We start from the raw sequence: 18,714 nt of genomic DNA on the forward strand, positions 1-18,714 counted from the left end.
ATCATTGATGCGGCACGTTCCTTTGATATTATTTGGGTAATGACACAAGGTGGATAAGAATTGAGTGAGTTCATAAAGTCTTATGAAGAATCTGAACGTCTTTAGGAAAATACTGATTTTTCTTGTCAAGTAATAATCCTTCTGAGCGAAAATAATCAGAAAAGCTGCAGGAAAAGCACGAATTCGTAAGGCTTTACTTCCAGCTATATCAAGGAAAAAGTAGTTTATGAACAAACACACTAAATTGATAGGAGAATTTATTTATGGCTAGTAAAAATTATTACGACGTAACAGAGTGGCCTGTCGGTAATCCGTATGAGGATATTGGTGAGGTAATCAATAGCATTATAGCAGATATTAAAAGTAGGCAAACGGACACTGATGTGAATAAAGGCGGAAAGCCGGGTGCGGTTATCTATATTCCACCGGGAGATTATCATCTTGGCAGTCAAGTAGTTATAGACATCAGTTATCTTAAAATTATGGGTTCTGGACACGGGTTTACATCTTCGAGTATTCGTTTTAATACTTCTGAGAATGAATGGGCGGATTTACATGAATTGTGGCCGGGAGGAAGTCGCATACTCGTAGATATTCCCCTAGAAGTAAATGACGAGGAATATAAAGGAGCTGCATTTTATGTTGAACGAAGTGGAAATCCCCGAATAAGTTCGGTGGAGTTTTCTGACTTTTGTATTGATGGTTTGCATTTTATTAAAGATGGTTCAGGAGAAACAAATCCGGAAAACACATACACTAACGGGAAAACGGGTATTTATGTTGCAAGTGCTTGTGACTCATTTCGGATTACAGGCATGGGGTTTGTGTATTTAGAGCATGGAATTACTATTTATCATGCAGATGCACTGACTATACATGATAATTTCATAGCTGAATGTGGTAACTGTATAGAACTACGAGGTTGGGGACAGGCTTCAAAAATAACCGATAACTTGATAGGAGCCGGTTTTAAAGGATATTCAATTTACGCTCAAAATTTTGGTGGACTTTTGATTACAGCGAATAATGTTTTTCCACGAGGTGCGAGCAGTATCTATTTTGATGGTGTGACACGTTCCAGTATCACAAATAATAGACTTCATTCATTTTATCCAGGAATGGTGGTATTCAGGGAAAATTGTTCGGAAAACTTGGTTTCTTCAAATCACTTTTTACGTGACCATGAACCTTGGACTCCTTTTCTGGGAATAGACAATGGTTTAGATGATTTGTATGGTCTTCTCTATATCAGTGGCAATAATAATTCTGTAATTGCTAATCACTTTTCTGAAGTAATTAATACTCAGAACATCAAGCCGGTAGGTACAACACCTGTAATCATACGTATTGTTTCGGGTAATGGAAATTATATTTCTAATAATCATGTTGTTGCCACGGAGGTTCATGCCAAGATAAGTGATTCTTGTTTCTCTGCGCAAGTAGACGCTTTGTTGACTACCGAAGCATCAAAGCCGCTTACCGTAACAACAGTATTGGTAGAAAAAGAATCGCTTCAAAATACGATTCTTGATTCGGGAAGTGATGCACAGGTTGTTATGGACAAGATTGTAAATGCATTCAGAGCCACTCCAACGCCAGGAGCATAAATTACAGTTTGAAGATTATGAGATTCTCCGTGCCATACCGGGAGTAGGATGTAAGATTGCGGCTACACTCATTTCCGAAATCGGGGAAATCAGGCAGTTTAGTCACCCTAAAAAGTTAGTGGCCTATGCAGGAATTGATCCCAGGATTTATCAATCAGGTAAGTTTACAGCTACTACCTAGTAAAACAAGCGAAATTATCTGTTGTGTCATGTCCATTAATAAATTGTACAATGCAAGGACGTTTTGATCACTATCCAAAAGGAAGAGGGATAACGAGAATAAAAGAGTTGAATGCTTCAAAGGTGAATGTATGTATTGCTCATGATGATATCCAAACACCTTTTTATCCATTCGGTAATGGAAATATTCTACAGGCAGCTCATATGGGGGCACATCTATCTCATATGACTGGAGAACATGAAATAGCTCAAATTATTCAAATGATAACCTATAATGGAGCAAAAGCTTTTGGGCTACAAGAAGAATATGGAATTGAAGTTGGTTATAAAGCTAATTTTATTGTATTACCTGTAGATAACATCGTTGACATGGTAAGCAAGCAGCCTGCTTGTCGCTTTGTTTTTAAGGAAGGAAAATTAGTTGTGGAAACGAAGCCAACTGAACCAATATGGTATTCCGATTTATTAAAACCGGCAAGGTGAAGAGTAAATAAATGAAATACCCACAGTTGGATTGTTTCCAATCTTGGGTCTATAAGTAAGCATATAGGTCAATGTTTTGAGCAATCAAAGTATTGACGTTTTTTTGTGCCTTTCGAAAAAGTACATTTTTACAAACGGTTTGTTATATGTCTTGTATAATTTACACCAAAACAGCTATAAAAAAGGAAGGGATTAACAAACCACCCTATATATTACATAACCTGACAATTTTCTAGTACCTTAGATTTGTTTTCCTTCTCTATACCTACAAGATTAATAGAATGACGAATAATCTAGTTGTAGAAATATTTGAGGAGGAAAAACATGTATAGAACATTGTATACGGTGATCACAGCTCTAGTATTTATAATAGGTGTTTTGATCCCGATCAAAGGTGAAGCAGCAGTGGGAGATCGCACACTTGCTAAAGGGATGAGTCATAGTGATGTAAAGGAGCTGCAAGAATTATTAATGGCAAAAGGAGTCTACCCATATCACACGGCTACAGGCTACTTCGGTCCGATTACAGAAGCATCGGTGAAAAAATTTCAAGAAGAATCGAGAATAAAGATCGATGGTATTGCAGGTCCGCAAACATTTCAGAAAGTAAAGGTCCTTCGTAATGGAGATATCGGTAAACCTGTCGCTAATTTACAAAGTCTATTAAAGGCATGGGGTGTATACAGTTCACCTGTTGATGGGATATATGGTAATGGGACGAGAGTTGCTGTTTCTAATTTTCAAAAGCAAAAAGGTTTAACAGCTGATGGAATTGCGGGTCCAAGGACACTTACGAAATTGAATGAACGAGCTAATCAAGCTAGCCAAAATATAAAGGAATTAACTGTTTCTAGCACAGCTTATACAGCAACATGTCAGGGATGTTCAGGAACGACGAGAATGGGAATAAATTTAAAAGCATATGATGATGGTAAAGTAATTGCAGTCGACCCAAATGTTATTCCTTTAGGATCAATAGTTGAAGTTGAAGGGTACGGACAAGCTATTGCTGCAGATACGGGTGGGGCAATAGATGGTAATGAAATCGATGTGTTTATAGCAAAAGAAGAGAATGCTTTAAAATGGGGAAGGAAGCAAGTGAAAGTAAAAGTAATCGAATGATTCTAAAATAGGGTTCAGCGTTAAGCTAAATCCTATCCTTTCATTTATATTTCTTATATAATGTAATTAACTTTATGATTCACAACTGTAGGTCTATTTTGACCTACACTATAAAACTAAAAAAATTAACACAAATCCTGAAGTTATCTTATCAGCAATGACTGAACGAGCAAAAATCGTATCACAAATACGAAACAAACCATAAATTTACAGTTGACTAATTTAACTGTAAAGATTAAAGTTACAGTATAGTCGATAAGAAATGAGTGTGGAAGTGGTACTCATTAAATAACGTTTTATATGTTTTGTGAATTTGAATCTAAACTGTAATGTTTATTATTACATTTTTGAACTGTTAATACCTGAAACAATTTATAAAATTAATCATTATTTTAAGGAGAGTGTTAAGTATGGTTAATCTGTATACATCACCAAGTTGTACTTCTTGCCGAAAAGCAAAAGCTTGGCTTGAGGAACATAATATTGCCTATGTTGAAAGAAACATAATTTCTCAGCCCCTTACAATAGATGAGATTAAATCTATTCTTCGTTTGACAGAAGAGGGGACTACCGAGATTATTTCTACTAATTCAAAAACCTTTCAGGAATTAAATATAGATATTGAAGCACTTCCGCTTAACGAATTCTATGAATTGATCATGAAGTACCCGCAAATGTTGCGCCGACCAATCATTCAGGACGAAAAAAGATTGCAGGTTGGATATAACGAAGAAGAAATTCGTCGTTTTTTACCTCGCAGGCTTCGAACTTTTATGAACATGGAATTGAGAAAATTCGCCAATTGATAATCGATTTATTGTTAACTTCGAAAATTTTATATTTATTTTGAAAGGAGGAAGAAAAAGATGATGGAAGTATACGTTACGGTCAATTATAAAGAAAGAAATTATCAAACGAATGTCATTGTGAAAAAAGAAATGCCATGGGATCTAATTAACCAGTTAGCATTTGAACAAGTCAAAAAACAATGGAATATATAAATTTTATAGCAAACTTATTCTTAGGAATTGCAGCACTAATAATCAAATGCTTTGACAATCCAAACTGTAACATTTAGTATTGCAGTACGTTAATTAATAAAAAATGCACAAAATACATGTAATAGTAAAAAGGTGATTAGAGTTATCATTTCTAAGGAGGCAGGCCATGAATAGTGATTTTACACTTGCCGTTCATAGTTTAACATATCTTGCTTTGCAGCCAGACCGGATGTCAACAAGCGATGCTATTTCAGAGAGTGCTGGTGTTCACCCTGTACGCATTCGTAAAGTGCTTAGTTTGTTAAAAAAACATGGATTTATTAAATCAAAAGAAGGAACCGGCGGCGGATTTATTTTTGCTCTAGAATTAAGTGAAGTTAATCTTTGGGATATATATAAGATAACGTCTGAAGGTGCTCTTCAGCCTAAATGTCCTGACTCAAATAAACAGTGTATTGTGGGAGCGAATATGCAAAGTGTCCTATTTACCATTTTTATAGGTGCAGAAGAACATTTGGGTAAGTTTTTAAAGGATTATACGTTAAAAGAAGTTGTTGACCTGGTTAATCAAGAGTCATAAGCAGCTGTAACAGATGAAAGTCTGCAGACTTCTTTTTAATTGAAATGTAATAAAAAATATTACAGATTCGTTTAGCGGAGATTTCCTAATGGCTGTTTCTAAAAATGAGAAGGTTGTTCATATTTTAATTCTAAAATAATGTAAGTAGGTGAAAAAGGATGTCATCAAATAATAATTCCACACTAAAAACAGGTGATTGGATTAAAGGAAAATTACATGATGGGGAACTACTGATTGGTTATATTGAATCCCAAGATTTCTCGGAAGGAGTAGTTAAAGTTACAGTTGTTAAAAGTGACGATAATGAAGTGATTGGAAAGACAATTCCAATTTTACGTAAAAGGGTTAAGAGACTTCCTGTATCTAAAGTGACAAACAAGGAACAAGTTCTATTTTTAATAGACTTGGCCTTATCAACTGGGGATGAAGACTGGTTTATGGAACTCTCTGCCAAATTAAACTCAATGAAGCAGCTAGTTAATGGAGTGTATTAATCGTAAATAGACTTTTTTAATTATTAACCTGTAAAATCAAAAGCTTTATGAAAAAGGTAATCGATGAAATCATGGCTAATTCCAAAACTTTCGATCAAAAGATCGCTTACAATCTTACGAAATTCCAGCGGGTATTTTCAAAAAGTAAAGTGGAAAACTCACCTAGACCTCAGAAACTATTTCTGAGGTTTTTTAGTTTTTTTAAATAACAAAATTCTAATTGAATACTATATATGCTTTAAAAGGAATACCTGAATGAAGATATTTTCAAAAGGTGGGACAATCGTCGTTCACATTAAATGAATGGAGCTATGGAATAAATTGAATGAATGAATATATTTATTGCCATAATGTAGAAGGATTACCAAACAATAGCTAGAAATTAGATACTGAAAGATTATGAAATCTTTAACTAAACTGCACCGTTAGTCGAATAAGAAAAAGGCTGTTTTTTTAGCAGCCAAATCTTTAAGTAAAGCACTCGTTACTTGAATAAGAAAAAGACTTTACTCCTTGTTAAAGTAAAGCACCCGCTACTTTAATAAGTATTGGTTTTTTTGTATTTTTCAAAAAGGTATTGAAATCCATATAAGAAAAATACCTTGTAAAAGAAATATAGAAAGAACTGAAATTCGTTTAATTGAACTAATTTATAAAGTTTTAATTTTGTAAATAACCTAGTAATTGGAGATACAAAAATTGCTTCGCCAATCGCATTTAACATAATAAATTTTTTAAAGTTTCCGAATGCCCAGTTTAATGACCATAAAGACATCACCAACATTGGACCTATAAGAAAAGGAAATTCATTTTGAATAAAGGACTGTGGTTTATTATAAAAAGACCACCATCTGCGTCGTTTTCCAATTTGAGCATCCAAACTACATATTAGAACAGCAAGGATAGAAGATGGTAAGTATCTCTTTATATTCCGCCATCCCAACAAAGGCATTGTAAGCCAAGAGAGTATTATCATTGCAATATTAAGTAACCACTGATTTTTCATTGACATATTAATACCCCCCTTTATTCCAAAGATATTATTTAACTTATTATATCTCCTTCGTTATTTAACTATTCTGCACCTTTAGCTCAATAAAAAAGGAGCTGCCGCAACAGTTATCCATAATAAAAAATTATGCTAAATGTAATGCCAAAACCATCATAATTCTTCCCCTGATAAATAAAGAAAATGACGGTCAATTCATCCGTCATTTTTCACGAAAGCACTCGAAAATAGAATCTTTTACCATTTTAATTTCCCTGCCTTATTAAGTTCTTTAACATAACGACAAATTGTTTCGGAAAAATTGAACGCTCCCCAGTTGAGCTTTGCTAAGTGGGGAGCGTTAATAAGAAATATAGGTACTAGACTAGACCCATTTATCCATTGATCCGTTCATCATATTTTAATTACATCTCAATGAATGCGCTTTATTAGAGGTTAACAACATGTTGATTTTGATCTAACATTGTACGGCGACGCTCAAGTTCTTTACTCATCTCTGCCCGTTGATCATCCAGTTTATAGAACAACATCGTTACTCCAATTAACAAACAAATGATCAATGGAATCCAAATAAAACTTATTTCAATATATTGTAATGCAGTTGCTGTTTGTGCGGTATTTGGAACGTAACCACCCATACTTAAGAGCACACCTATAAAAGCACTTGCTAGTCCCAGGCTTCCTTTTACAAAAAAGCCTTGAAAAGCAGCAATCATACCAGGAATACTTTTATTCTTTTTATACTCCGAATAATCAATAACATCGGGTTGAATGGCAAATGTTGTACCAAAGATGCCATAAATGCCAAGACCTGTGATTGCCAGCCCCGCAATAAGTAAAACGGGTGATGTCTTTCCAAAATAGATCATTAAATCTCCAACAATATAAATGGCTGTACTTAAAAGCAGTACATTTTTCTTCGGCATCTTCTTTTGCAGCCAAGGTAAAAGAAGCAGCATTGGCAGACCAGAGAGAATCCCGAATAGTCCTACAAACGTCAGCCAATCCGTACGTCCGAGATTATAGGTGAAATAATAGATTACAGTCGTATTTCGAATCACAAATAGAGCAAAATAGAGAAAATTCAAGATAAAGAAAATATATGCTTGATCTGTCAATCCTTTTAAATCTTGTTTAAAAGAGGATTTCCCAGTTTGAACGGTAGGTGGAACGACCTCTTTCGTATTCATAAAGGTATACACAAATATTAACACCGCTACAATACCAAAAAGGGTCATTGTAATTAAAAAACCTTTTTGTGTATCTCCCTGTCCGAAAAAATTGACGAGCGGCATTGAAATGGACATTACTAAAGCGGTTCCAATTAATGCACAAATCATTCTTGTTGATACTAACCAGTTTCGTTCATGGATATCAGAGGTTAGTCTTGGTACAATCGTATTTAATGGAATATTTACTACTGTATATGCAATATTCAACAAGGTATAAGTGACATAGGCCCAGATGATTTTTCCCGACATAGTGAAATCAGGAACGATGAATGTCATGACAGTAAATATAGCAAATGGAATGGCTCCTATCAGAAAATATGGTCTTCCTTGCCCCCATCTCGTTTTCGTTCGATCAACCAATAATCCCATACCAGCATCTGCAAAAGCATCAATTAATTTTGTTACTAACATCAAAGTACCTGCTACTGTAGCTGTTATTCCAAAGACATCCGTATAAAAAAACAAGAGGTAAGAGGCCATTGTACTAAAGACAAGGTTGCACCCTAAATCTCCAACTCCATATCCGATTCTTTTTTTCCATTTATTCATTTGCATCACCTATCCTTTTTCTGCCATTTTGATTATTCCATTCTTAACAGGCAGTAAGACTCCAACTCGGATTCGAGCGAAGCAACTGCCCGTAAAGATTCTAGATAAGTCTCGCTTTATTACGGCATACGCTCTAAATTATGAATGGGAAAGTTTTGTCAACGTTTTCATATCATCCTTTAAATGATGATAGACAGATTTGTAAACATTGTAATAGGCATTATACTTTTCATGATTCTGTTTATTTGACATAATCTTTTCATCTAAAACCTGCCATTTCTTCACATCTTCATAAGTGAGAAGACCTGTTCCAATTCCAGCAAGCATGACATCTCCCATATTCGCTTCAACATCATGAACTGGACAGACAACTGGATAGCCAGTCACATCTGCAAAGATTTGTCTCCACAATTTAGACTTTGTCACACCACCGGCAAGCAAGATGTATTCGCCAAGGTTATCACCAGTTGCTTCCATTGCATCTCTTAGAGAAAACGCAACTGCTTCTAAAAATGCACGGTAAATATGAGCTTTTGTATGTGCCAATGAAAGTCCAACAATTGTTCCTTTGGCGTCTGAATCCCAAATCGGGCTTCTTTCTCCCATAAAGTAAGGAAGGACAATCAGGCCATCACTTCCAACGGGAATGTTAGCTGCCTGTTCATTTAAAACATCATAGGCGTTTTTCCCGCCAGCTTTTTCTGTTTCGATTTCAAATTGACACATCGTTTGTCGGAACCATTTCACAATTGCTCCTGCGGTAGCCCCCCCAGCAAAATAATAGGAAAGTCTTTTGGCATCATATAAATATGGCCATACAATCAGATCTTTTCCTTTCACCGGTTTATCCGAGATTAATGCTGCACACATAGATGTTCCAATTGCTGCTGCATAAATACCAGATTCAAATACACCGAGACCGATATTGGCGGCACCGCAGTCAATCCCGCTTGCTATTACTGGCATCCCTTCAGATAGATCCAATTCATCTGCAGCTTCTCTTGTTAATCCGCCAACAACATCTGTTGATTCCACGATTTTTTCTGGCATCATAGAATGCGGAATACCCATTGCATCCATCATTTCTTTCGACCAGGTTCTGTTATTCATATCAAAAATGCCGCCGATATTTCCCGCAGAGGAATAATCAATGGCGATTTCTCCGGTCAGTTTGTAAATGACATAATCATTTGGCGGGAGAAAGAGCTTTGTTTTCTTCCAATTTTCCGGTTCATGTTTTTTCATCCATAAAATTTTTGTATACCCATAATAAGGATCGGCTCCATTATGGGTAATTTCTCGAAGTTTTTCTTCGCCAATATGATCTAAGACAAACTTTGTTTCTTCTTCTGCTCTGCGATCCATCCAAATCATACACGGCCTGACAGGTTCCATGTTTTCATCCAAGGGAATGCCGGAACCTCCATAAAGACCGCTAATGGCGATAGCACGAATTTTTTCAGCTGGAATTCCTGATTTCTGTACCGTATTTTTAATAGAAGCTTTCGCTGCATCCAGCCAGACATCAGGCCATTGCTCCGCCCATAAAGGCTTTGGGGTCAATACATCATATTCTTGTATATCTTGAGCAATTAAATTGCCATCAGTGTCCGTTAAGATCGTTTTGGTACCAGATGTTCCAATATCTGTTCCGAGTAAGTAGTTCATAGATAGTCTCCTTTTCTTAAAAAATCTGAATCTTTCAATCTATTAGATACAAGTAAAAGCGCCATCAATAACAAAGTCAGATCCTGTCGTAAAGCTGCTAGTGTCTCCTGCAAGATACACACAAATGGATTGAAGTTCTTCTGGTTTACCCATTCGTTTAAGCGGTGCCATTTCATTCCATTGTGCGATTAATGGTTGTAAGCTTGGTGAATTTAATGTAAGTTCAGTTCCGATATATCCAGGACTAATACAATTGACGCGCACATTTCTAGTTGCCCACTCCACTGCTAGAGATTTTGTCAACTGGATCACACCTGCTTTAGAGGCATTATAGGAACACTGCGGCTGTGGTACGTTCACAATATGTCCTGACATAGAAGCAGTATTGATAATAGAACCGCCGCCTTGCTTTAACATCACTTTTCCAGCAGCTTGTGCCGTTAAAAATACACCAGAAAGATTAATATCAATGACTTTCTTCCACTGGTCGTACGTCATTTCCTCTGCTGGAATATTCATACAAATTCCGGCATTACAGAAGGCAACATCTAAACGTCCAAAAACATTCAGAATTTCTTCAATCATGGCATCTACATCTTCTGGTTTTGTGACATCTGCTTTGATTGCAATCGCTTTAATTTTATTGTTTTCTTCGAGTTCAGCTGCGGTCTTTTTTGCTTCATCGATGTCAAGGTCGACGATTGCCAGGTCTGCTCCAGCTTCAGCGAAGGCGGTTGCAACACTTTTGCCAATTCCCCTTGCTCCACCTGTTACAAAAATCTTCTTGCCGTCCAGTCTCATTTTTTCAATAATACCCATATTTATTACCTTCCCCTTTTGTGAATTTATTTTGTAAAACTATTTTATAAAATGTATTTACATAATAAAACTTTTTTTTGTTACCGTCAACATCGCAAAATTAAAAATTGTCAAAATACATCTTGCCAAAGTTGAAGTTGCCTCAATTCCTGTGATATATTTAAACGGAATTAAATAAAGATTTTTTATAAAATCATTTTATGTAATGAGGTTCTTTCATGGATAATAGCATCACATTTAAAGATATAAAAAAGAATAATTACTCATTGATTTACCATCTCATTTATCAAAATGAGAAGCTTTCTAAACAAGAAATAGCGAATCAGCTTCATTTGAGCTTACCAACTGTAACCCAAAATCTAGTTCGCTTGGAAGAGGAAAAGCTGATTGAAAAGAGCGGTCAATTTAAATCTTCCGTTGGCAGGCGTGCAGTAGCTTATGCTATTTGCCCTCAGGCTCGAATTAGCATTGGTGTAGAAATTCAGAAAAAGACAGTACGAATGTTAGCAATTGATTTGCGTGGTGTTGCCTTTCAGCAAACGGAACTTTCTCTCCATTTTTCCAATGTAGACAGTTATTACAAAGAGTTAAGCCATGCTGTACAATTGTTTATTTCATCTCTTAATGTAGAAGAAGAGCAGGTTCTAGGTATCGGCTTAGCAGTACAAGCATTAACATCGATTGATGGACAAAAAATTACGTACGGAAAAATATTAAATTGTACAGGGCTGGATATTCATGTTTTTTCACAGTATCTCAATTATCCTTGTATGTTTGTACATGATGCGAAGTGTGCGGCAACGACAGAATTGTGGGTAAGGAATGATATTGGAGATGCAGTCTATTTGTCGATTGGCATGCACCTTGGAGGAGCCATTATCATAAATGGCCAAATAGAAATGGGAAAAGAAGGGCATAGCGGTACAGTAGAACATATGACGATTGATCCAAATGGTGCCGCTTGTTACTGCGGAAAGAGAGGATGCATGGAAACATTATGCTCAGTTCATGCACTTCTTGAAGAAGATGAATCATTAGATTTTTTCTTCCAACAGGTACGATCAAGTATTCCTTCATATGCAGAGAGGTGGAATACCTTTTTAGATTATCTAGCATTTTCGATAAACAATATCCATCTTGTCATCAACAGAGAATTTATTCTAGGCGGACATATATCTCCATATTTAAAAGAAGAGGATATTGACATTCTTCATGAAAAAATTAATGAAAAGACTGCATTCCCAAGTAATGAGCCGTTTATTTTTCTTAGCCGTTCACCAGAAAATGGAGTTCCTATCGGAGCAGCGATACCATTTATTCAATCATTTTTGAATGCAATTTAATGATGTAGATGTATCATCATAGATGATTTACAAATCAAATTAAAATAATCTCAAGTATTAATGTGATGGTTTTTGACATAGTCATGTGCAAAAAGACCATCCTCTTTTTTTTGTATGAAATCTAATAGATATTTAAATAACACTAATTAAGAGTAACCTATAACAAATTATTCGAGATAACCGTAGAATAAAAATTTACTTTGAGGTTCTAGAAAATTAAAGGGAAGGATACTATTTATCTAGAAAGGTGGTGGTTTGACGATGAACAAACAAACAGTCAAAACGTTAAAGTGGATTTCTGGTGGAATTGAAGCACTTTTAGGTATACCTATTTTAGGTGGAAGTATTGTATTAGGGTTGGCTTGGATACCATTATTAGTTATGCTTGTCTTTCATATTGTCGTATTGGTATTTTCGAATAAAGTTGGAGTTAAAGCACATGGTAATATTATCGGAATTGTCACGTCAGCTATCGGATGGATCCCTGTTGTCGGCATGATTATGCATATTTTATCGGCGGTATTTATTCTTATGGATGCAGCACGTAAGGATGATGATCCGAACATTATCGAAATGAAGGAATAAGAAAAGCCCTATGCATATGCCGGGGCTTATTGGGATTTATATCTAGTAACACATGGAATCGATATAAATCCCAACTAAGATAGTACAATATTATACATATAAAAGTGATTGCTAAATGGCGAATCCTTCTTTAAAGTAAGGAATTATTATGAAATAATTGGGATAGTAGGAAGACCAAAGATTAAATACTATCATTCTAGTTTTATATAAAATAGGAGGAATACCAGTGTTACCAAAGCCAAAGGCAATATTTTTAGACATGGATGGAACAATATTAAATCATCAAAACAAGGTAAGTATTCTTACCAAAGAAATAATTGATGAGGTACGAAGCAAGGGAATATTTGTTTTTATAGCTACAGGTAGAGCATTTAATGAAATAGAGCAAGTTGTACCTGAAGGATTTCAAGTAGATGGTGTCATTACATCGAATGGTATGGCAGGATATGTAGGAAAAGAAGAGGTATTTAAACATTCACTTTCACTTGATTTGGTGGAAACGATTATGGAGAAAGCAAGCGAACACAAGGTGTACTATGAGCTTTTTCCTTATGGTACTTCACGTGTTACCTTAAAAAGAGATAAACAGTATGTTATTGATGAAATAAGGGATCCCAAGCCAGAAAGTGTTGGGATGAATGAGTGGTTATCACGTAAACAAGCGATTAAAGAGGAGATTGCTTGGACGGATAAAATAGAGGGAAATGAATTTTCAAAGTTTTATTTCTTCGCTAGAACGAAAGAACATATTAATAGATGGAAAGATGAGCTTGAGAAAATAAAGAAAGAAATAGACTTTACTACATCAATATCGTCTAACCATAATGTCGAAGTGATGGTGGCGAACGTGAATAAAGCAACTGGGATTCAACAGATGTTAAAGCACTTTGATTTATCTGAGAATGAAACATTGGCTATTGGTGATAGTGACAATGATTTGCCGATGTTTCGGTTTGTTCGTTATGCAGTGGCGATGAAAAATGCACCAGATCACATTAAAGAGATTGTTGATGAGATAACGGAATTCACTTGTGATGAAGATGGTGTCTATCAATACCTTAAATCAAAATTTGGACTGTAAAAATTAGCGGCTTTACTTCAATTTGGAGTAGAGCTTTTTTTGCTTGTATCTAAAACGGCTAAAAGTCAATTATTAGCGCTAATCGCAATGTCATTTCAGACATAAACTTTGTCATCGCTCAGTGGAGAGCTAATAATCTATCCACTGAGCGATGACAATACTAATCAGTAAATGAAATCGGAGATCCAGTTGAAGTATGCTGATTAACCCAGCCAAGAGATACTTTTGAAACGGCTTGCCAGTCAGGTATTTGTGATTTATGTTGTTCAACCCAGCTCATACAATATTGAGGGTCTATATTCTTATCTTGACATTGTGTTAAAAACGTTTGAATGCTTGACTCCGTACAGTTTTCCCATGTTCCACAACTGCTTTTAAAAAGATTTTCCATTTCCGTATGTATCGAATTTTCCTTATCGTTTAACAAAGTTGATTCCTCCTTTTATTTAAACAATGATATTTTTCCCACTAACAACATTAAGTATGTCCAAGGGTTAACAAGATATAACTGAAAATTGATTAAACACGTGTACGTGTAACAATGAATTGAATCACATGTGTTTTTCAGCAAAAGATACATGGATAGCGGGAAGAAGGGATTTTAAAGATTAAGAAGAAAATGAATATATTGCAACACCTTTTCACGTTCTATATTAAATATAGGTGAATGGAGTATAACAATGATAATTAACAATAGAGAATATGATAGTAATCGGATTAACTATACGATAAGGTCTGCAATTGCTAAAGATGCAAAGGATTTGTCAGTATTAAGAGTGCAAATTGATGGAGAAACCGAAAATTTGGATAGAGAAAAAGGGGAGGCGTTCATAGATGTCACTGGTTTTGAACAGATTATCAAGACGGATACTGAAAGACCAAGAAACTTATTTTTAGTTGCAGTAGTTGATGATCGGCTCGTTGGGTTTTCAAGATGTGAAGGCATTTATTTAACTAGATTCTCACATAAAGTTGAATTTGGGGTTTGCGTATTAAAAGAGGTTTGGGGATATGGAATTGGGAAGAATCTTTTAAAAGAATCAATTTCTTGGGCTGATTCAAACGGAATAAAGAAAATGACATTGAATGTTTTAGAAACAAACAGCAAAGCGATAAAACTTTATAAAAACCTAGGCTTTGAAATAGAAGGTGTATTAAAAAGAGACAAAATCCTTTCTGATGGAAAATTCTATAACACTGTTATGATGGGGAGATTTAATGAGTGAAATCCAATAACTGCCGGGTTATGATACACGAAATAGCAAGGTTTAAATACCCACAACAAAAGAGAGAAGCATCATAATCATAATGAGAATAAAAAGAGCTAAGGGATGCCATTCAAAATTAAACCTATTATAGCAAGACTTTTTCTTTCCTTTTTAATCATAGCCCAAATATCAAATAAAGTCCCGATTAAGGCTGCAAACATGGATATGTCATCAAAATAAGTATGAATGTCCATTAAAGGTTCCCATGGAATAATCAACCCTAACATTAACAAGGAAAAAGGAGATAAAATTAATGAAGTGAAAGACAGAATTGGTTTTTTATTTATTATAACTATCACAATCCTTAAGTAATACTATCCACTATTTTGAATAGGTTATTATTCAAATGTTAGTATATATTGTGCAATGAACAAATAATCCTATTCACAACAATTATCTAAAAAGCAATTTTGTCTATATTTGTTTCAATAGAAAAAAGTCATCTTCTTAGAAGATGACCGCAATTATTTTACCCTATATATTAAGTCTCGTAATTTAACTAAAACGATATTTTTATTTTCACTTTGGATTTCAACTAAATCATTCCCATGATCAAAAAACATATAATGGATCTGCTGATTATAGATTACTTTTTGACCTAATTTAATATGAAAAACCATCCTTAGTTTTTATTTTAAAAATCAAATAGTGAAGATGAAATATGATTTTTAATTTTTTTAATTATATCATATTTTAATAGAATGTAAGGTGATAACTAATATGAAGACTTCCAAAATAACGATGAAAAGTATCATGCCCATCCTTCGAATTTTTGAGCGAAAGAATTCTACTTTAGATTTTTAGGATTGGATTTGGAGCATCAATTTGAGGCCGGAATGCCTTTATACATGCAAATTTCTTTTAATCATGTATTCTACATCTTTCAGAACATCATGGAGATTGCTGTCCTGGAGCTGCAATTAGAATTGAAGTAGAAAACATAGGTTTATTACATACTCAGCTTCTTTCAAGGTAATACAAGTATTTCTCGGCCAGGCATCGAAACAACCCAATGGAATACTCTAGAGCTTACTATCATTGATCCATTCGGAAATCGGATTGTATTTTTTGAGAGCATCTAATACATATGCTCTTTAAAGATAAGGGTATATCTGGTTCTGAAATGAAAATGAACAATACACAAGAGGTAGCTAATTCAATAGAACAAATAACAGCTGAATTCTAATCATTCAAATTTCGTCACAAATGAAGGATATAGATAGTACTAACAAATTGATTAATAACGGTAATATACAAGTTAGTGAAGGGGAGAAAGAACTCCGAATGTAGAGATTACATTTAAATAAGAAGTGATTACCAACATTGAAGCTGCCGCCACAATATTTGAACAAGTTGCCGAAGATGGTAATGAAATAATGATATCTGTTGAAAAGTCAAAAGAATCAATCGAGTCAAGCGTTGAAAATGAAACAAATCGACCTGCTGTTGAAGAGCAATTTTCTATTATTAGTGAGTTACATCTGTTTGCAAGCTCGCTTACAAATGTAGCAGTTAAACTACAGGATGAAGTTGAGGAGTTTAAAATTTATTTTGGACATCCTTAGATTCTTTGCTAACATTCATTAATTGTTATTCTATTACTCTATCTAACACCTTTATTCCATATAAATTAGTACAATAAAAAAATAACCGGAAATATATTGACTTTCACATAGAACGATAGTATTATAAGAAAGCTCCACTGAGACATCATTGAAAAGTTAAAAAGTGATTGAGCAATTCGTTATTGACTTCTACGAAGTTAAGTGATAAGATATTAATTGTTGCTACTAAGAGAATTATTAATTGAAACAATGTTTTTCTTTTAAAAATAATTTTCGCAGAAGTTGACAAAGATGAAAATGTTTGATATGATATTCCTTGTCGCTGATATGTTTTAAATCAGTCGAAATAGTTCTTTGAAAACTAAACAAAGCAGAACGTCAACGTTAATTCTAATTAACAAAAACGTACTATATAGTACAAATTTTAAGAGCTATATCAACTCTTTATTGGAGAGTTTGATCCTGGCTCAGGACGAACGCTGGCGGCGTGCCTAATACATGCAAGTCGAGCGAATCTGAGGGAGCTTGCTCCCAAAGATTAGCGGCGGACGGGTGAGTAACACGTGGGTAACCTGCCTGTAAGATTGGGATAACTCCGGGAAACCGGAGCTAATACCGGATAACATTTCGAACCGCATGGTTCGACATTGAAAGATGGCTTCGGCTATCACTTACAGATGGACCCGCGGCGCATTAGCTAGTTGGTGAGGTAACGGCTCACCAAGGCGACGATGCGTAGCCGACCTGAGAGGGTGATCGGCCACACTGGGACTGAGACACGGCCCAGACTCCTACGGGAGGCAGCAGTAGGGAATCTTCCGCAATGGACGAAAGTCTGACGGAGCAACGCCGCGTGAACGATGAAGGCCTTCGGGTCGTAAAGTTCTGTTGTTAGGGAAGAACAAGTACCAGAGTAACTGCTGGTACCTTGACGGTACCTAACCAGAAAGCCACGGCTAACTACGTGCCAGCAGCCGCGGTAATACGTAGGTGGCAAGCGTTGTCCGGAATTATTGGGCGTAAAGCGCGCGCAGGTGGTTTCTTAAGTCTGATGTGAAAGCCCACGGCTCAACCGTGGAGGGTCATTGGAAACTGGGGAACTTGAGTGCAGAAGAGGAAAGTGGAATTCCAAGTGTAGCGGTGAAATGCGTAGAGATTTGGAGGAACACCAGTGGCGAAGGCGACTTTCTGGTCTGTAACTGACACTGAGGCGCGAAAGCGTGGGGAGCGAACAGGATTAGATACCCTGGTAGTCCACGCCGTAAACGATGAGTGCTAAGTGTTAGAGGGTTTCCGCCCTTTAGTGCTGCAGCAAACGCATTAAGCACTCCGCCTGGGGAGTACGGTCGCAAGACTGAAACTCAAAGGAATTGACGGGGGCCCGCACAAGCGGTGGAGCATGTGGTTTAATTCGAAGCAACGCGAAGAACCTTACCAGGTCTTGACATCCCACTGCCCGGTATAGAGATATACCTTTCCCTTCGGGGACAGTGGTGACAGGTGGTGCATGGTTGTCGTCAGCTCGTGTCGTGAGATGTTGGGTTAAGTCCCGCAACGAGCGCAACCCTTGATCTTAGTTGCCAGCATTTAGTTGGGCACTCTAAGGTGACTGCCGGTGACAAACCGGAGGAAGGTGGGGATGACGTCAAATCATCATGCCCCTTATGACCTGGGCTACACACGTGCTACAATGGATGGTACAAAGGGCTGCAAGACTGCGAAGTCAAGCCAATCCCATAAAACCATTCTCAGTTCGGATTGCAGGCTGCAACTCGCCTGCATGAAGCCGGAATCGCTAGTAATCGCGGATCAGCATGCCGCGGTGAATACGTTCCCGGGCCTTGTACACACCGCCCGTCACACCACGAGAGTTTGTAACACCCGAAGTCGGTGGGGTAACCGTAAGGAGCCAGCCGCCTAAGGTGGGACAGATGATTGGGGTGAAGTCGTAACAAGGTAGCCGTATCGGAAGGTGCGGCTGGATCACCTCCTTTCTAAGGATAATATGAAGTTTTATTACTTCATTAAAAAGACGTTTCTGACTTTGTTTAGTTTTGAGAGAACTATCTCTCAATGATGATACACATAGGATTAAAAACATTATGCATACGATAAGTTCCTTTTTAAA

At 36.2% G+C, this 18,714-nt stretch carries 17 protein-coding genes, 1 rRNA gene and 2 pseudogenes; 15 read left to right on the forward strand and 5 right to left on the reverse strand.

Annotation, left to right across the window (positions count from 1 at the left end; all coding sequences use genetic code 11):
* Positions 1-263: 263 nt before the first annotated feature.
* The 8 genes and pseudogenes from GMB29_RS03050 to GMB29_RS03085 all read left to right on the forward strand — a co-directional run bounded on the left by GMB29_RS03050 (position 264) and on the right by GMB29_RS03085 (position 5,467).
* Entirely contained in the window at positions 264-1,607 is a 1,344-nt protein-coding gene (locus GMB29_RS03050; RefSeq protein ID WP_136359026.1) for a NosD domain-containing protein, read from the forward strand.
* A gap of 4 nt (positions 1,608-1,611) precedes the next feature.
* Positions 1,612-1,782 (forward strand): annotated as a pseudogene (locus GMB29_RS03055) (transposase); the annotation flags it as partial.
* Between the two features lie 29 nt (positions 1,783-1,811).
* Complete coding sequence (locus GMB29_RS03060; RefSeq protein WP_136359024.1) at positions 1,812-2,270, forward strand: amidohydrolase family protein; 459 nt, start codon at positions 1,812-1,814, stop codon at positions 2,268-2,270.
* Positions 2,271-2,594: 324 nt separating this feature from the next.
* Positions 2,595-3,392 (forward strand): peptidoglycan-binding protein, encoded by a 798-nt coding sequence (locus GMB29_RS03065; RefSeq protein WP_136359022.1) that lies wholly within the window; start codon positions 2,595-2,597, stop codon positions 3,390-3,392.
* Between the two features lie 410 nt (positions 3,393-3,802).
* Entirely contained in the window at positions 3,803-4,198 is a 396-nt protein-coding gene (gene spxA / locus GMB29_RS03070) for a transcriptional regulator SpxA (RefSeq protein ID WP_136359020.1), read from the forward strand.
* A 60-nt stretch (positions 4,199-4,258) separates the two neighbouring features.
* The gene (locus GMB29_RS03075) at positions 4,259-4,393 is read left to right on the forward strand and encodes a BA3454 family stress response protein (RefSeq protein WP_136359018.1); all 135 of its coding nucleotides are present in this window, start codon (positions 4,259-4,261) and stop codon (positions 4,391-4,393) included.
* A gap of 166 nt (positions 4,394-4,559) precedes the next feature.
* Entirely contained in the window at positions 4,560-4,973 is a 414-nt protein-coding gene (locus tag GMB29_RS03080) for an RrF2 family transcriptional regulator (RefSeq protein ID WP_136359016.1), read from the forward strand.
* Positions 4,974-5,131: 158 nt separating this feature from the next.
* Positions 5,132-5,467 (forward strand): IDEAL domain-containing protein, encoded by a 336-nt coding sequence (locus tag GMB29_RS03085; protein WP_136359014.1) that lies wholly within the window; start codon positions 5,132-5,134, stop codon positions 5,465-5,467.
* 538 nt (positions 5,468-6,005) lie between these two features.
* On the opposite strand, the gene GMB29_RS03090 is transcribed toward GMB29_RS03085, so the two are convergent.
* The 4 genes from GMB29_RS03090 to GMB29_RS03105 all read right to left on the reverse strand — a co-directional run bounded on the left by GMB29_RS03090 (position 6,006) and on the right by GMB29_RS03105 (position 10,744).
* The gene (locus GMB29_RS03090) at positions 6,006-6,479 is read right to left on the reverse strand and encodes a hypothetical protein (protein ID WP_136359013.1); all 474 of its coding nucleotides are present in this window, start codon (positions 6,477-6,479) and stop codon (positions 6,006-6,008) included.
* A 425-nt stretch (positions 6,480-6,904) separates the two neighbouring features.
* Entirely contained in the window at positions 6,905-8,257 is a 1,353-nt protein-coding gene (locus GMB29_RS03095) for an MFS transporter (RefSeq protein WP_136359011.1), read from the reverse strand.
* A gap of 138 nt (positions 8,258-8,395) precedes the next feature.
* The gene (locus GMB29_RS03100) at positions 8,396-9,925 is read right to left on the reverse strand and encodes an FGGY-family carbohydrate kinase (protein WP_136359009.1); all 1,530 of its coding nucleotides are present in this window, start codon (positions 9,923-9,925) and stop codon (positions 8,396-8,398) included.
* A gap of 42 nt (positions 9,926-9,967) precedes the next feature.
* Positions 9,968-10,744 (reverse strand): SDR family oxidoreductase, encoded by a 777-nt coding sequence (locus GMB29_RS03105; RefSeq protein ID WP_136359007.1) that lies wholly within the window; start codon positions 10,742-10,744, stop codon positions 9,968-9,970.
* 218 nt (positions 10,745-10,962) lie between these two features.
* On the opposite strand from GMB29_RS03105, the gene GMB29_RS03110 reads away from it, so the two are divergent.
* The 3 genes from GMB29_RS03110 (at position 10,963) to GMB29_RS03120 (ending at position 13,753) form a co-directional block, all read left to right on the forward strand.
* Positions 10,963-12,087, forward strand: coding sequence for an ROK family transcriptional regulator (locus GMB29_RS03110; protein ID WP_136359005.1), 1,125 nt, complete (start codon positions 10,963-10,965; stop codon positions 12,085-12,087).
* 261 nt (positions 12,088-12,348) lie between these two features.
* Complete coding sequence (locus tag GMB29_RS03115) at positions 12,349-12,672, forward strand: hypothetical protein (RefSeq protein WP_136359003.1); 324 nt, start codon at positions 12,349-12,351, stop codon at positions 12,670-12,672.
* 226 nt (positions 12,673-12,898) lie between these two features.
* Positions 12,899-13,753, forward strand: coding sequence for an HAD family hydrolase (locus tag GMB29_RS03120; protein ID WP_136359002.1), 855 nt, complete (start codon positions 12,899-12,901; stop codon positions 13,751-13,753).
* 160 nt (positions 13,754-13,913) lie between these two features.
* Here GMB29_RS03120 and GMB29_RS03125 read toward each other — a convergent pair whose 3' ends face one another.
* On the reverse strand, positions 13,914-14,180 hold the full coding sequence (locus GMB29_RS03125) for a hypothetical protein (protein WP_227551481.1): 267 nt from the start codon (positions 14,178-14,180) through the stop codon (positions 13,914-13,916).
* A gap of 253 nt (positions 14,181-14,433) precedes the next feature.
* Here GMB29_RS03125 and GMB29_RS03130 point away from each other — a divergent pair, with 253 nt between their 5' ends.
* From GMB29_RS03130 to GMB29_RS03140, 4 genes and pseudogenes are all read left to right on the forward strand, one after another.
* Positions 14,434-14,979: a GNAT family N-acetyltransferase gene (locus GMB29_RS03130; protein WP_136359000.1), complete on the forward strand. Its 546-nt coding sequence runs from the start codon at positions 14,434-14,436 to the stop codon at positions 14,977-14,979.
* 818 nt (positions 14,980-15,797) lie between these two features.
* A pseudogene (locus GMB29_RS27195) lies at positions 15,798-16,103 on the forward strand (glyoxalase superfamily protein); the annotation flags it as partial.
* A gap of 294 nt (positions 16,104-16,397) precedes the next feature.
* Positions 16,398-16,586, forward strand: a complete 189-nt coding sequence (locus tag GMB29_RS03135) for a hypothetical protein (protein ID WP_155443828.1) — start codon at positions 16,398-16,400, stop codon at positions 16,584-16,586.
* A 444-nt stretch (positions 16,587-17,030) separates the two neighbouring features.
* Positions 17,031-18,580: ribosomal RNA gene (locus GMB29_RS03140) — 16S ribosomal RNA — on the forward strand.
* Positions 18,581-18,714: the final 134 nt, after the last annotated feature.

It is taken from the genome of Metabacillus sediminilitoris, from assembly GCF_009720625.1.
GTDB lineage: Bacteria > Bacillota > Bacilli > Bacillales > Bacillaceae > Metabacillus > Metabacillus sediminilitoris.

Excerpts from the sequence above, each read along its gene's own strand:
- GMB29_RS03085 (WP_136359014.1), top strand. The coding sequence starts at position 5,132 with ATGTCATCAAATAATAATTCCACACTAAAAACAGGTGATTGGATTAAA.
- GMB29_RS03080 (WP_136359016.1), top strand. The coding sequence starts at position 4,560 with ATGAATAGTGATTTTACACTTGCCGTTCATAGTTTAACATATCTTGCT.
- GMB29_RS03075 (WP_136359018.1), top strand. The coding sequence starts at position 4,259 with ATGATGGAAGTATACGTTACGGTCAATTATAAAGAAAGAAATTATCAA.
- GMB29_RS03065 (WP_136359022.1), top strand. The coding sequence starts at position 2,595 with ATGTATAGAACATTGTATACGGTGATCACAGCTCTAGTATTTATAATA.
- GMB29_RS03110 (WP_136359005.1), top strand. The coding sequence starts at position 10,963 with ATGGATAATAGCATCACATTTAAAGATATAAAAAAGAATAATTACTCA.
- GMB29_RS03090 (WP_136359013.1), bottom strand. The coding sequence starts at position 6,479 with ATGTCAATGAAAAATCAGTGGTTACTTAATATTGCAATGATAATACTC.
- GMB29_RS03050 (WP_136359026.1), top strand. The coding sequence starts at position 264 with ATGGCTAGTAAAAATTATTACGACGTAACAGAGTGGCCTGTCGGTAAT.
- spxA (WP_136359020.1), top strand. The coding sequence starts at position 3,803 with ATGGTTAATCTGTATACATCACCAAGTTGTACTTCTTGCCGAAAAGCA.
- GMB29_RS03095 (WP_136359011.1), bottom strand. The coding sequence starts at position 8,257 with ATGAATAAATGGAAAAAAAGAATCGGATATGGAGTTGGAGATTTAGGG.
- GMB29_RS03105 (WP_136359007.1), bottom strand. The coding sequence starts at position 10,744 with ATGGGTATTATTGAAAAAATGAGACTGGACGGCAAGAAGATTTTTGTA.
- GMB29_RS03130 (WP_136359000.1), top strand. The coding sequence starts at position 14,434 with ATGATAATTAACAATAGAGAATATGATAGTAATCGGATTAACTATACG.
- GMB29_RS03115 (WP_136359003.1), top strand. The coding sequence starts at position 12,349 with ATGAACAAACAAACAGTCAAAACGTTAAAGTGGATTTCTGGTGGAATT.
- GMB29_RS03100 (WP_136359009.1), bottom strand. The coding sequence starts at position 9,925 with ATGAACTACTTACTCGGAACAGATATTGGAACATCTGGTACCAAAACG.
- GMB29_RS03135 (WP_155443828.1), top strand. The coding sequence starts at position 16,398 with ATGATATCTGTTGAAAAGTCAAAAGAATCAATCGAGTCAAGCGTTGAA.